The organism is Mycobacterium asiaticum (assembly GCF_001673365.1).
Taxonomy (GTDB): Bacteria; Actinomycetota; Actinomycetes; order Mycobacteriales; family Mycobacteriaceae; genus Mycobacterium; species Mycobacterium asiaticum_A.
This window is the reverse complement of sequence record NZ_LZLS01000186.1, coordinates 1-13,442: the sequence shown is the minus strand read 5'-3', so window position 1 is coordinate 13,442 and position 13,442 is coordinate 1. Positions and strand designations below refer to the sequence as shown.

16 protein-coding genes are annotated in these 13,442 nt (G+C 65.8%); 11 read left to right on the top strand and 5 right to left on the bottom strand.

Translation table 11 applies throughout. The features are described 5' to 3' along the window. Positions 1–89: 89 nt before the first annotated feature. From thiO to A5634_RS20800, 4 genes are read left to right on the top strand one after another with little or no spacing between them, the layout of a single operon-like run. On the top strand, positions 90–1,097 hold the full coding sequence (gene thiO, locus A5634_RS20815) for a glycine oxidase ThiO (RefSeq protein WP_065145937.1): 1,008 nt from the start codon (positions 90–92) through the stop codon (positions 1,095–1,097). Then, positions 1,094–1,291 carry a sulfur carrier protein ThiS gene (thiS, locus tag A5634_RS20810; RefSeq protein ID WP_065145916.1) on the top strand — a complete coding sequence of 66 codons (198 nt, stop codon included), beginning with the start codon at positions 1,094–1,096 and terminating at the stop codon, positions 1,289–1,291. The genes thiO and thiS overlap by 4 nt, the downstream gene beginning before the upstream one ends. After that, complete coding sequence (locus A5634_RS20805) at positions 1,284–2,039, top strand: thiazole synthase (protein WP_081290563.1); 756 nt, start codon at positions 1,284–1,286, stop codon at positions 2,037–2,039. The genes thiS and A5634_RS20805 overlap by 8 nt, the downstream gene beginning before the upstream one ends. Positions 2,040–2,048: 9 nt before the next feature. Beyond that, on the top strand, positions 2,049–2,801 hold the full coding sequence (locus A5634_RS20800) for an SGNH/GDSL hydrolase family protein (protein ID WP_065145915.1): 753 nt from the start codon (positions 2,049–2,051) through the stop codon (positions 2,799–2,801). Between the two features lie 5 nt (positions 2,802–2,806). On the opposite strand, the gene A5634_RS20795 is transcribed toward A5634_RS20800, so the two are convergent. Then, a complete protein-coding gene (locus A5634_RS20795) occupies positions 2,807–3,325 on the bottom strand; it encodes a hypothetical protein (protein ID WP_065145914.1) in 519 nt (172 codons plus the stop codon). Positions 3,326–3,514: 189 nt separating this feature from the next. After that, a complete protein-coding gene (locus tag A5634_RS20790) occupies positions 3,515–4,021 on the bottom strand; it encodes a serine/threonine protein kinase (protein ID WP_065145913.1) in 507 nt (168 codons plus the stop codon). Positions 4,022–4,142: 121 nt separating this feature from the next. Here A5634_RS20790 and A5634_RS20785 point away from each other — a divergent pair, with 121 nt between their 5' ends. From A5634_RS20785 to A5634_RS20760, 6 genes are all read left to right on the top strand, one after another. Then, positions 4,143–4,466 carry a CD225/dispanin family protein gene (locus A5634_RS20785; protein ID WP_065145912.1) on the top strand — a complete coding sequence of 108 codons (324 nt, stop codon included), beginning with the start codon at positions 4,143–4,145 and terminating at the stop codon, positions 4,464–4,466. 48 nt (positions 4,467–4,514) lie between these two features. Next, positions 4,515–4,919 (top strand): DUF2752 domain-containing protein, encoded by a 405-nt coding sequence (locus A5634_RS20780; protein ID WP_253861801.1) that lies wholly within the window; start codon positions 4,515–4,517, stop codon positions 4,917–4,919. Positions 4,920–4,947: 28 nt separating this feature from the next. Further along, the gene (locus A5634_RS20775) at positions 4,948–6,450 is read left to right on the top strand and encodes a M28 family metallopeptidase (RefSeq protein ID WP_065145910.1); all 1,503 of its coding nucleotides are present in this window, start codon (positions 4,948–4,950) and stop codon (positions 6,448–6,450) included. Next, positions 6,447–7,916: a M28 family peptidase gene (locus A5634_RS20770; RefSeq protein WP_065145909.1), complete on the top strand. Its 1,470-nt coding sequence runs from the start codon at positions 6,447–6,449 to the stop codon at positions 7,914–7,916. Before A5634_RS20775 ends, A5634_RS20770 begins: the two co-directional genes overlap by 4 nt. Positions 7,917–7,999: 83 nt before the next feature. After that, complete coding sequence (locus tag A5634_RS28365) at positions 8,000–8,500, top strand: DUF4190 domain-containing protein (RefSeq protein ID WP_155769636.1); 501 nt, start codon at positions 8,000–8,002, stop codon at positions 8,498–8,500. A 45-nt stretch (positions 8,501–8,545) separates the two neighbouring features. Beyond that, positions 8,546–10,009 carry a peptidase gene (locus tag A5634_RS20760; RefSeq protein ID WP_065145907.1) on the top strand — a complete coding sequence of 488 codons (1,464 nt, stop codon included), beginning with the start codon at positions 8,546–8,548 and terminating at the stop codon, positions 10,007–10,009. 28 nt (positions 10,010–10,037) lie between these two features. On the opposite strand, the gene A5634_RS20755 is transcribed toward A5634_RS20760, so the two are convergent. Then, on the bottom strand, positions 10,038–10,370 hold the full coding sequence (locus A5634_RS20755; RefSeq protein ID WP_065145906.1) for a hypothetical protein: 333 nt from the start codon (positions 10,368–10,370) through the stop codon (positions 10,038–10,040). Between the two features lie 346 nt (positions 10,371–10,716). Here A5634_RS20755 and A5634_RS20750 point away from each other — a divergent pair, with 346 nt between their 5' ends. Next, entirely contained in the window at positions 10,717–12,030 is a 1,314-nt protein-coding gene (locus tag A5634_RS20750) for a TetR/AcrR family transcriptional regulator (protein WP_253861797.1), read from the top strand. Here A5634_RS20750 and A5634_RS20745 read toward each other — a convergent pair. Continuing rightward, entirely contained in the window at positions 11,927–12,562 is a 636-nt protein-coding gene (locus tag A5634_RS20745) for an alpha/beta hydrolase family protein (RefSeq protein ID WP_065145905.1), read from the bottom strand. The genes A5634_RS20750 and A5634_RS20745 overlap by 104 nt on opposite strands. Further along, positions 12,559–13,395 (bottom strand): bifunctional hydroxymethylpyrimidine kinase/phosphomethylpyrimidine kinase, encoded by an 837-nt coding sequence (thiD, locus tag A5634_RS20740; protein ID WP_065145904.1) that lies wholly within the window; start codon positions 13,393–13,395, stop codon positions 12,559–12,561. The genes A5634_RS20745 and thiD overlap by 4 nt, the downstream gene beginning before the upstream one ends. Between the last annotated feature and the right edge of the window lie 47 nt (positions 13,396–13,442).

Genomic DNA, 13,442 nt, shown 5'->3' with positions numbered 1-13,442 from the left:
GGGACTGAGAGTGGACACAGCCTGAAGCCCGAGGACCTGTCCTTACCGTCACACCTGATCCGGGTAATGCCGGCGAAGGGAGCAACGAAATGCCGAACTCCGTAGCTGTGATCGGCGGTGGCGTCATCGGCCTGTCGGTGGCACGCCGTGCCGCACAGGCCGGGTTGTCCGTGACGCTGCACCGATCCGATGAGCGGGGTGCCTCGTGGGTGGCCGGCGGAATGCTGGCCCCGCACAGCGAGGGCTGGCCCGGCGAGGAGCGGCTGCTGCGGATCGGCTTGGAGTCGCTGCGGTTGTGGCGTGAAGGCGGTTTCCTCGACGGGCTGGGTCAGCAGGTGGTGACCGCGCGCGAATCGCTGGTGGTCGCCGTCGATCGGGCCGACGCCGCCGACCTGCGTACGGTCGCGGACTGGTTGTCCGAACAGGGGCACCCGGTGGTCTGGGAGTCGGCGGCCCGCGACGTCGAACCGCTGCTGGCGCAAGGCATTCGGCACGGATTTCGGGCGCCGACGGAGTTGGCGGTGGACAATCGCGCCGTCCTCGATGCGCTAGTAAGCGATTGTGAGCGACTCGGAGTGCGGTGGGCGGGGCCGGTGACCGAGTTGGCCGCCGCACACGGTGACATGGTGGTGATCGCCACCGGCATCGACGCACCCGCGCTATGGCCCGGTCTGCCGGTGCGCCCGGTAAAGGGCGAAGTGTTGCGGCTGCGGTGGCGAAAGGGTTGTATGCCGTTGCCGGGCAGGGTCATTCGGGCCCGGGTGCACGGACGTCAGGTCTACCTGGTGCCGCGAGACGATGGCGTGGTCGTCGGCGCGACGCAGTACGAACACGGCCGCGACACGGCGCCGGTGGTGTCGGGGGTGCGCGATCTGCTCGACGACGCGTGCGCGGTGCTGCCGGCGCTCGGCGAATACGAGTTGGCCGAGTGCGCCGCTGGCCTGCGGCCGATGACACCGGATAACCTGCCGATCGTGCGGCGACTCGACGAGCGGACCTTGGTGGCCGCCGGCCACGGTCGTTCGGGGTTCCTGTTGGCGCCGTGGACGGCCGAACAGGTGGTATCCGAACTTCTTCCCGTGGGAGCACACTCATGATCGTGGTGGTGAACGAGCAACCGGTCGAAGTCGACGACCAGACCACCGTCGCCGCGCTGCTGGACGTTATGGGCTATCCAGAGCGCGGCATAGCTGTGGCGATCGATTTCTCGGTGGTGCCGCGATCCGATTGGGCGACAACGCTGTCCGAGGGTGCCCGCATCGAAGTGCTGACGGCGGTGCAGGGTGGCTGAGAAGTTAACGATCGCGGACCGCAGTTTCACCTCCCGGCTCATCATGGGCACCGGGGGTGCGAGCAACCTCGCGGTGTTGGAGGAGGCGCTGGTCGCGTCGGGAACCGAGTTGACCACCGTGGCGATGCGCCGCGTCGACGCCGAAGGTGGCACCGGCCTGCTCGACCTGTTGAATCGGCTCGGCATCACGCCCCTGCCCAATACCGCGGGCTGTCGCAGCGCCGCCGAGGCGGTGCTGACCGCGCAACTGGCCCGTGAGGCGTTGGATACCAATTGGGTCAAGCTGGAGGTGATCGCCGACGAGCGCACGTTGCTACCCGACGCGGTTGAATTAGTCAGGGCGGCAGAGCAATTGGTGGATGACGGGTTCGTGGTGCTGCCCTACACCAACGACGACCCGGCGCTGGCGCGACGGCTGGAGGACGCTGGTTGCGCGGTGGTGATGCCGCTGGGTTCGCCGATCGGCACCGGGCTTGGCATCACCAATCCACACAACATCGAGATGATCGTCGCGCGGGCCGGTGTGCCGGTAGTGCTGGACGCCGGTATCGGCACCGCCAGTGACGCGGCGTTAGCCATGGAATTGGGTTGCGACGCAGTGCTGTTGGCCACCGCGGTGACCCGCGCGGCCGATCCGCCGGGGATGGCGGCCGCGATGGCCGCGGCGGTCACCGCCGGGTTCCTGGCCCGGCGTGCCGGCCGAATCCCGAAACGCTTCTGGGCCCAGGCATCCAGTCCCGGCCGGTGATGCCGTGCTATGAAAAGGTATGTCGCGCTGGGCAGTTCGATGGCGGCCGGGCCCGGTATCCGGCCCCGCGCCGACGGGGCGCCCTGGCGCGCGGGCCGGTCGGGAAATAACTATGCGCATCTGGTCGCCGAGCGCGCCAATCTAGAACTGGTTGACGTCACCTACTCCGGCGCCACCACCGCCCACGTGCTCACGGACCGCCAGCACGGCGCCGCGCCGCAGATCACAGCGCTGGACGGCACGGAGACGCTCGTTACGGTCACCATCGGCGGCAACGACGTCGGCTACGTTCCCTTGCTGACGGCGGCCTCGTTGCCGAGGCTGGCCCGCCGCCTGCTGGGCCGGCTGACCGGTGAACTACTCGACCGCGAGGCACGCGATCGTGCGCTGGCGCAGGTGTTCGATTCGCTTTGCGAGGTGGGCCGGGCGATCCGGCAGCGCGCCCCGCACGCCCGGGTTCTGTTCGTCGACTACCTGACGCTGCTGCCGCCCGCCGGCGAAACCGCCGCGCCGATCTCCGACGAGCACGCCGAACTCGGTCGGCAGGTGGCCGCCACGCTCGAGCAACTGACGGCGAAGGCCGCCGCGGCGACAGACTGTGAAGTCGTGCACGCCGCGGCGGCCAGTCGCGATCATCACGCGTGGTCGGCGGACCCGTGGACCGTGAAACCCGGTGTGCCGCTACCGGGTCGGCCCGCCCCGCTGCACCCTAACGCAGCGGGAATGCGGGCCGTTGCCGAACTGATCGCGGCCCTGCTGTAGCGCAATCAGCCGTTGGTCCGCCACCACTGGTAGAGCGCGGCCGTGTCGCCGTTTGAGGCACGGACGAAGCTCAGCACATTCTTGGCGCTGGTGGTCCAAATGACCTCAGCCCGGCCTTGATCCGTGCCGCAGGCCACCTGCCCGGCCGAGTCGCTGGAACTACCCTGCTGCCAAGTGGTCGGCGACTTCGCGTCACCGCAATTCGTAAGTTCGTCGCTGCCAATCAGTTTGGTGAACGCGGTGGCCAGGTCGGCGCTGTTGGGGAACTGGAAGTACTTCGCCGACGCCGGTCCGCTGCTGTCCGCGTTCTGCCCACAGGCGAGTACGGCCTGCACCGTCGGGAAGGCCGACTGCACCTCGGAAACGGCTTGCGGGCTGCAGTTGCTGGACGAGTAGCCCTTCGACAGTGAACTGGTGAGTGCGTCGGCGGGATCTGCAGAGGCGGTGGCGGTACCGAAGAAGCCGCAACTACCAACCAGTGCGGCAGCCGTAATGCCCCGCAGCGCGTTCGTGCGATAAGTCATTGGTCGCTCCTTAATCATTGTTGAGGGGTTAGCTGCGCTGATGTCAAGGAGCACACTGGCGCCGCTCTTGGAACAAGACTCTTGTGCCATAGGAATGTTAAATCTAACTCCGGGCCACGCAACATGTTCGGCAAAGAATTCTTGCAGGCAGATGGCAATTGTTTCCCTCGTCAGCTAATCGACGGTCGGTCAGCCGTTGGCCTTCCACCACTGGTATAGCGCGGGCACATCAGCGTTGGACGCCCGGATCAAGCTGAGCACGTTCTTGGCGTCGGTGGACCAGATGATTTCGGCGGCACCCTGATAGGTCCCGCAGGCGATCTTGCCGGCGGTAGCCGGGGGGTTGCCTTGATGCCACGTGGTTGGCGACTGGCCGCTGTTACCGCAAGCGGTGAGGCTCTCGTCCTTGATGCTGTTGGTGAAGCCGCCGTCGAGATCGTCGGCGTTGTTGAAGAGCAAATAGGTGGCCTTGACTGGGCCGGCGGAGTCCGCGTTCTGCCCGCAATTGATGGCTGCCGCCACACCGGCCGGCGGCTGCGCGGCAGGCGTGCAGTTGCTCAGCGAATAGCCCTTTGAGAGCGACTCGGCGAGCGTGTCGTTGGCGTCGGCGTTCGCTGGTCCCATGCCCGAAAACGCCGCACCACTGAGAATTGCGGCCACCGTCGCGCACCGCAGCGCCCTTGCCAGATGAGACATCGGTTGCTCCCTATAGATCGGTACAAGCCGGCATTCAATTTTTCGCGCTGCCGTAACGGCCGCGCTCCGGTATGGTAAGCCTCTCTGCACGCCAGCTAACTTCTCTTGATCCGGAGAACCCATGACGCAACCCCCCGGTTACCCGCCGCAACCGCCAACCGGGCAGCAGCCCGACAACTACTTGGTGTGGTCCATCCTGGCGACTCTGTTCTGCTGTCTTCCGCTCGGGATCGTGGCGATCGTCAAGTCGACACAGGTCAGTGGGTTGTGGGCGCAGGGCCAGTACGCCGAGGCGCAGGCCGCGGCTGACAGCGCCAAGAAGTTCGTGAAGTGGTCGGTGATCGCCGCCGTCGTTGGAGCGGTCCTGTACGGAATCGTGCTCGTAGTGTTCGCTATGACCGCGGACACCGAGACCACGGCGATGATTACCTCGACTTTGTTCTAACCGTAGGGTGCGCTGGTCGTGACCCGCCAGGTGTCGGTCCCCCCGAAGCTGGGTGCGCGATTGGGTGCCCCGGTATTAGTGGTCGCGGCCGCGACGGCGCTGTGTGCCGGCATCTGGTTCGGTGATCCGACAACGCCTAACGGTCCGCTGCCGATCTGTCCGACCAAGGCGCTCTTGGGAATCGACTGCCCGGGCTGTGGCAGCATGCGGATGTTGTACAGCCTCATGCACGGCGATGTGCTGGCGGCCGCCAGGTTCAATGCGCTCGGCTTGGTGGCTGTCGTGCTCTTGATATGGGCTTACCTGGCTTGGACTTACGGCCGGGTGGTGGGCCGGCGGGTCAGGGGTTGGCAGCACAACCGTTGGGCGGCGATGGTGACGCTGGCACTGGTGACGGTCTGGTTCGTGATACGCAATCTGCCGTTTGCGCCATTCAACGCGCTGTTCGTCTGATGGTGCGACTGGTCTAATCTGGGGCGCAATGGTGCACAAATTGAAGACGATCCCGACGGTGCTCGTTGCGATCATGCTTGTCGCGTTGCTTTCGGTCGGATGCGGACGTTGGTCGAATCACGCACAGCCAAGTGGGAGCACGCAGGCCGCGACCGAGTTCGCCACGACGCTGCGCAACAAGGTCAAGACCGATGCGATGATGGCGCACCTGTCGAAGCTGCAGGACATTGCCAACGCCAACAACGGCACCCGCGCGGTCGGCACTCCCGGCTATGAAGCCAGCGTCGACTATGTCGTCGAAACCTTGCGCAAGAGCGGGTTTGACGTACAGACCCCCGAGTTCTCGGCGCGGGTATTCCACGCCGAGAAGGGTTCGGTGTCCGCCGGTGACCTGACCGCGGACGCACGCGCGCTCGAATACAGCCTGGGCACTCCGGAGAACGGTGTGACGGGCCCGCTGTTGTTCGCCCCCACCGGCGACAAACCCGGCTGCGCGGCCAGCGACTACGACAACCTGCCGGTGCAAGGTGCCGTGGTCGTGGTGGATCGCGGCTCCTGCCAGTTCGCCCAGAAAGAAGACGCCGCCGCGCAGCGTGGGGCAGCAGCGCTGATCATCGTCGACAACATCGACGAGCAGTCCATGGGCGGCACTCTCGGCGCGAACACCGACGTGAAGATTCCGGTGGTCAGCGTCACCAAGTCGGTAGGGTTCCAGCTGCGCTCCAAGTCGGGACCGGCAACGATCAAGCTCATCGCGAGCACGCGGAGTTTCAAGGCCCGCAACGTCATCGCGCAAACCAAGACGGGTTCGCCGACAGACGTGGTGATGGCCGGTGCGCATCTGGACAGCGTGCCGGAGGGCCCCGGCATCAACGACAACGGCTCGGGCGTCGCAGCCGTCCTGGAAACCGCAGTGCAGCTTGGGAATTCACCGCAGGTTCACAATGCGGTGCGGTTCGGCTTCTGGGGAGCCGAGGAGCTCGGGCTGATCGGGTCACGCAACTATGTCGAGTCGCTGGATCTCGAAGGTCTCAAGAACATCGCGCTGTACCTGAACTTCGACATGCTCGCCTCGCCGAATCCCGGCTACTTCACCTATGACGGCGACCAGTCGCTGCCACTGGATAATCGCGGCCAGCCGGTGGTGCCTGAAGGCTCGGCCGGTATAGAGCGCACACTGGTCGCCTACCTGAGGTTGTCCGGCAAGACCGCACAGGACACCTCATTCGACGGTCGCTCCGACTACGACGGTTTCACGCTAGCGGGCATCCCCTCGGGCGGGCTGTTCTCCGGTGCGGAGGTCAAGAAGTCTGACGAACAGGCCAAGTTATGGGGCGGGACGGCGAACGAGCCGTTCGACCCGAACTATCACCAGAAGGGCGACAACCTGGAGCACATCGACCGCACCTCGATGGGCATACAGGGCGGGGGTGTCGCGTATGCGGTGGGTCTGTACGCACAGGATCTCAGTGGGCGTAACGGAGTTCCGATCATGGAGGACCGCACCCGGCACGTGCTCGCCAAGCCATGAGGGGTCGGTTCGCCGTCCTCCTACTGACCTTCCTGCTCGCGGCCTGCTCGACCGCCCGGCCACCCGCACAGCCCGCTGCCGCACCGGATCCGGCGCGGTCGTTGGCCGCAAAGGTGACCGCGGACGGGATGTTCGTCCATCTGCGTGCGTTGCAGGACATCGCCAACGCGAACCAGGGGAATCGAGCGTCAGGGACGCCGGGTTACGACGCGAGCGTGGAGTACGTGGCGAAGGCGTTGCGCGACAAAGGTTTCGACGTATCCACACCACAGTTCGAGCGGATGCGCAACACGTCGGAGGGTAAACCGACGCTGACGATCGCCGGTCGCAGCTTTTCGGTCGACCAGGCCTCACTGCTAGTCCGCACGCCATCTGGCGGACTGACCGGCCCCGTCGTGCGCGCCGCTCCCGCCGCCGGTTGCGCCGCAGGCGACTACCCGGCCGCGCTGCCCAAGGGAGCGATCGCGGTGGTCGACGACAGCCGCTGTTCGGTGGTCGACAAACAGAACAGCGCGATGGCCAGGGGAGCGGCGGCCGTGATTGTGATAAGTCAGCCCAGCGGTCACGGGGCACCTCCCACGCTGTTCAATCCCGGCTACTACAACCAGCTGACCGTGCCGGTGGCGGTGGTCGGCGCCAACGCGGCAACGGCCCTGAGCCGCACCACCGCACCGGTGCGGCTGGTGCTCGACGCCGAGAACGTCAAGGTCATCTCCCGAAATGTGCTGGCACAGACCAAAACCGGGGCACCGAACGAGGTGGTGATGGTCGGCACGCACTTGGACAGCCCGCCGAACAGTCCCGGTATCAACAACGCCGGGTCGGGCGTGGCGGCGGTGCTGGAAACCGCACTGGCGCTGGGACCGTTGCCGCCGGTGGCCAACGCGGTGCGGTTCGCGTTCTGGGGAGCCGAAGAAAACGGGGTCAACGGATCGATGGACTACGTCTTCGGGCTCGACAACGCTGCGCTGAATGACATCGCGCTGTATCTGAACTTCGACATGCTCGGATCGCCGAACCCCGGTTTCTTCACCGACGACGGAGACCAGTCCGGTCCGGCCGGACCGGGCGTCGCCTCGGCCGATGTGCCGGAGGGTTCGGCCGGCATCGAGCGCACCCTGGCCGGCTATCTGAACCTGGCCGGCAAGCGGCCGGCCGACATGCCGTTGAACACCAGGACCGATTACCACCCCTTTCTGGTTGCCGGTATTCCGGTCGGGGGGATGAATACCGGTGCATCGCAAACGAAGACCACCGTGCAGTCCCGGCTGTGGGGCGGCCAGGCCGGCGCCGCGTTCGATCCCAACTATCAGAGCCCGCGCGACACCGTCGAGGCGATCAACCGGGATGCATTGGCAGTCATGGGGTCTGGGGTGGCATTCGCGGTGGGCACCTACGCGCAGTCGATCGGCGGCGTCAACGGCGTCACCCCCCACGACAAACGGCACCGGACGCGGATTTCCTAGCAACACCAAAGCTGGTCACGACGAGGCCCCCGAAGCTAAAGTGTGGGATCGCCTTTCTACGGGCCTTTCACTAGGAGGTTTCTTTGACGGAGCAACCGCCGGGCTATCCGCCGCCGCCACCGGGCGACTACCCGTCACCATCGGGCGACTACCCCCCACCGTCCAGTTATCCCCCGCCGAGCGGCTACCCGCCACCGAGCGGGTATTCACCGCCGCAACCGGGTGGCTACCCCCCGCCGGCCGGTTATCCGCCTGCGCCAGGAGGTTACGGCTACCCGGCACCTTCGGCGTCGACGAATCCGATGGCGATCGCGTCATTGGTGAGCTCCTTGCTGGGGTGGATCTGCGGCATCGGTCCGATTCTGGGCGTGGTCTTCGGCATCATCGCCCTCAAGCAGATCAAGCAGACCGGCCAAGGTGGCCACGGTCTGGCGCTAGCCGGACTCATTATCGGTGGGATCGGGCTGGCTATCATGGCGTCCTATCTGATCTTCGCGATCATCTACGGGGCGGCGCACGCTGGAGATGCAAGTGCCGCGGCCGAGCTGATCACCCTTGGAAGACAGGCAATTTCACCAGTCTGACGGTCAGGGCCGATCCTCAGGCCGGTGGGGACGACGGGGTTGAATATGAACTTGCGCTCGCGCAGAGTGATCGCGTGGTTGCGGGCCGTGACCGCTGCGGTAGGGGCAGTGCTTGTGGTGGCGGGCTGTACCACGATGGTCCCGGGCAATGCGGTATCCATTCTCAACGACCCTTTCCGGGTAGGCGGCCTGCCGGCCACCGACGGGCCCAGCGGGCCGCGACCGAACGCGCCCGCGCCCACCGGCACGGTGCTCAACACCAACAACGGGCCCATCGACAAGTTGTCGTTGTTGTCGCTCAACGACATCGAGGAGTACTGGAAAGCCCACTACTCCGCACCGCTGCAGGGTTCGTTCAGACCCGTCGACAAGTTCGTCTCCTACGACTCCAACGATCCGAGCAGTCCGATCGTCTGCCACAACGAGACCTACGAACTTGTCAACGCGTTCTTCACGTCACGCTGCAACATGATCGCCTGGGACCGCGGGGTGTTCATGGCGGTCGCGCAGAAGTACTTCGGTGACATGTCCGTAAACGGTGTGCTGGCACACGAATTCGGGCACGCGCTGCAGACGATGGCCAAGCTGGTCACCAGGAAAGACCCCACCATTGTTCGCGAGCAGCAGGCCGACTGCTTTGCCGGCGTCTACATGTACTACGTGGCCGACGGTAAGTCACCGCGTTTCACGATCAGCACCTCCGACGGGCTCGACCACGTGCTCGCCGGGATCATCACCACGCGCGACCCGGTGATGGACGCCGATTCCCAAAACGACGACGAGCACGGTTCGGCCCTCGACCGGGTCAGCGCCTTCCAGATGGGCTTCATCACCGGCACCTCGGCATGCGCGGGGATCAACAAGGCCGAGGTCGAGCAGCGCCGTGGCGACCTGCCGACGGCCCTGCGGGTCGACACGGGCGGCTCCACGGAGACCGGCGAGGTGCCGATCAACGAGGACACCCTCAAGACATTGATGGAATTGATGGGCAAGATCTTCTCGCCCAAGAATCCGCCGACACTGTCGCTCAAACCGGTCGCTTGCGCGGATGCCAAGCCGAGCCCGCCCGCTTCCTACTGCCCGGCCACCAACACCATCGCGGTCGACCTCCCGGCACTGGCGACGATGGGCAAGGTAGCCGGGGAGGAGCAGCAAAGCCTGCCGCAGGGCGACGACACGGCGCTATCCATCGTGATGTCGCGGTATGCGCTGGCGGTGCAGCATCAGCGCGGTCTTGCGATGCGGAGTCCGTGGACCGCACTGCGGACGGCGTGCCTCACCGGTTTCGCGCACCGAAAGATGGCCGAGAACATCGAGCTGCCGTCGGGTAATTCGCTGGTGCTAACAGCAGGTGACCTTGACGAAGCCGTTTCCGGACTACTCACCAATCACCTGGTCGCCAGCGACGCCGACGGCGTCAGCGTGCCGGCCGGATTCACTCGGATTTCGGCGTTCCGGGCCGGGGTGATCGGCGAGATGGAGGGGTGCTACTCGCGCTATCCGGGCTAGCTGAGGTCCTAGCCGTTTCCGTTGTTGCTCAAGCGATCTCGGGATGAGGTACGGAGTGCTCGGGCTCACTGTCGTCTCGCTGCGCGTGCGCCCACATCATCACGAACCAGGTGACCAGCAGCCAGCCGACGATCACCGTCGGGATCGCCCACAAGCGTCGGACCAGCAACGCCGTATCGCACCGTGACACCAGGGCTGCACCGCCTTCGCCGTGCAGGTGGGAACTGAGCCCGTTGCCGCAGCTGACCTGTATGCCGTAGATGTCGAACTGGTCCAGGTAGACCGGAAACCACATGGCTCCCAGCCCGATGAATCCGACTATCAATCCGACGATTCCGATGTAGATCTTGCGGTGACTCACGGTTTCTCCAGGCAATGTTAACGGTAGATGTGGCGTTTGAAGCCAACGTCGTGCAGTCGCCAGGCGCCACCAGAACGGACTGGTCGCGTGTCCGGCGAATTGCGGGGGTGCCCGGTACCTGTCACTGGCCGCGACGTCCTTACCAGCAAACATAGGGTTCCGATAATTGGTCCGATGGCCAGCAGCTGGCAGGCGCTGAGCGCACCGCACAGCACTTGACGAACAATCTCCAATGCCCCGCCAACCATCGGACCACCCCTCGTGTGCCGATTATGTTAATAGACGTTCCGCGGCATCGGTAGTCCGCCGCAGTTTCGTGCAGTGTTATTCGGGCTACAGTGAGGCTGTGTCCAGCCTGCCCGGCCCCAGCGCGCTACCCGCTGCGCCCGGTGTCAAGCGGCGACCGAAGGATCGCAAGGCGCAAATTGCGCGAGCCTCCGCTGAGGCGTTCAGCGCGCAGGGGTATCACGCGGTGAGCATGGAAACCATCGCGGCCAAAGTCGGGGTGTCGGCCCCGGCGTTGTATCGGCACTACGCAGGCAAGTACGACCTCTTCAAGGGCGCGGTGTTGACCCTGAGCCAGCAACTGGGCGACTCCACCGATTTCGAGGACGACGGCGCCGCCCCGACCGAACTGCTGGACAGACTCGTCGACGCGCTGATCGACACCACTCTGGACAACCGTGAGTCCGGTGGCCTCTACCGCTGGCAGGCTCGTTACCTGCGTGCCGAGGACCAGCGTGCGCTGGCCGAGCAGCTGAAAGTGGTGAACCGCCGAATTCAGAAGCCGCTCATGGCGATTCGGCCTTCCCTGGTATCGACGCAGCGGTGGCTGCTGTCGGCCGGTGTGCTCAGCGTAATCGGCAGCGTCGTCGACCATTCGGCACGGCTGCCGGCCGACGAGATCAGGGCACTACTCGGTGCGGCAGCCTCGGCGATCCTCGCCGCGCAGCTTCCCGAGCCCGACGAGGTCTTCCCCCGTCCCGTCTCGTGGCGCCTCTTCGCCCAGGACGCCGGTGTCTACGAAGCGTTGCTGCACGCGTCGATGGCGTTGTTCAAGGACCGTGGGTACTCCGAGACCAGCATGGCGCAGATCGCCAAGGCCGCCGGGGTGCCGGTGTCGGGGATATACCGCTACTTCTCGGGCAAGTGCGAGATCCTGGCGACCGGATTGCGCCGGGCCGCCGATCGGGTCTCCGCGCAATTGTCACCGGTGGTCGGGGCGCTCACCGAGCCGCGGCAAGCGTTGACGCTGCTGATCGATGCATATGTGGCGACATCGTTCGCCAACCCGGAACTGGCCGCCGTCTACTACACCGAACGAGCCAACTTGACGCCCGCCGATCAGATGCTGCTGCACAACGTGCAGCTCTCGACCATCGATTCGTGGGTGCGGCTGCTGACGGCGGCACGGCCGTCGCTCACACCGATGCAGGCCCGGTTTCTGGTTCAGGCCGCGATGGCGCTGGTGGTGGATCTGGGCCGGATGGCGGAGCCGGATCTGTCCGCGGACCGCTCGGCCCACTTGCAGGCCTGCGTGCGAAAGCTGATGGAAGTCACCCTGTTTGGTGATCCGGACGGAGCAGACGAAGTGCGGCCGTCACCGCCAGATCGGCGACGTCGAGGGTCTTCGACCGCAGGTCGTGTCGCGCACCGGTGATCTCGACGAGCTCGGTAGGTGCGGGAATCAGCGCCGCCGCGTCGCGCAATTCGTCCAGCGTGCCGAACGGATCGGAGGTTCCGTGCGTGAACACCGTGGGCACCGTGATGTCCGGAAGATGCTCGGTGCGGGACCGCTCCGGCTTACCCGGCGGATGGACCGGATAGGAGAACAGCGTCAACACATCCACCTGGGGGTGGCCGGTTGCCGCCACCATCGAAGTCTGCCGGCCACCGTAGGAGTGCCCACCGGCGACTAATGGCCCGTCGGCCAGTCCGCGGCAGAATTCGATGGCTTCGGCGATGCCGGCTTGGTCGGCGGTAGCCGACCCGGACGGTGGCCCTTTCGGTCGGCGGCGTCGGTAGGGCAGGTTGTAACGCACCGCCAACCAGCCGCGTCGGGCCCATTCGTCGCAAACCTGTTGCAGCAGTTGGGAATCCCGGTTCCCGCCAGCGCCATGGGTGAGTACCGCCACGCCGTGCGGTTCGCGTTGCGGCGCGTGCGCGATACCGGCGATCGGGTCGAGGTTCACGACAACCTGAACAGCGGGGAGACGGGGCCGTGGCCGCCGCCCAGCGGATATGCGGCACGCAGAGCTTCGGTCACCCAACGCTTTCCGAAAGCCACGGCATCGGGCATGGGGTAGCCGTGTGCCAGCGCGCAGGCGACCGCGGCCGCCAGCGTGTCGCCGCCACCGTGGTCGTTGCCGGTGGGCAGGCGCTCGGTATCGAACTCGTGGAAGTCGGCGCCTTGCGAGGGGCCGTAGAGCAGGTCGCAGCTGCGCTCGGAGGTGCGCAGATGTCCGCCCTTGACCAGTGCCCAGCGTGGTCCCAACGCGTGGAGGGCCTTGGCGGCGGCGCGCTGCGAGTCCGTGTCCACGACGTCGATATCGACCAGCAACCGCACCTCGTCCAGGTTGGGCGTCACCAGCGTGGCCAACGGAAACAGTTGGGTGCGTAGCGAATCCAGTGCGGAGGTGGCCAATAGCGGATCGCCGTGCATGGACGCACACACCGGGTCGACCACGAGCGGGACAGACAGTTGCAGCCGCCGCCAGGTGTCGGCCACCGCTTCGATGATGGACGCCGACGCCAGCATCCCCGTCTTGGCGGCCTGAATGCCGATATCGGTGACCACCGCTTCGATCTGACCGGCCACCACGTCGTCGGGAACTTCGTGAAAACTGTTGACGCCCAACGTGTTCTGCACCGTAACCGCGGTGACGGCGACGCAGGCATGCAGCCCGAGCAGCGCGATGGAGCGCATGTCGGCCTGGATGCCTGCGCCGCCCCCGGAGTCGGACCCGGCGATGGTCAGCACCCGCAGCGGGGTGCTGCCGGGCGCCGGCACCGGCAGGAAGGTCACTGGGTAGGAGTCAGCGGCAGATACACCCGGTTGCCCTGCTCGGCGAA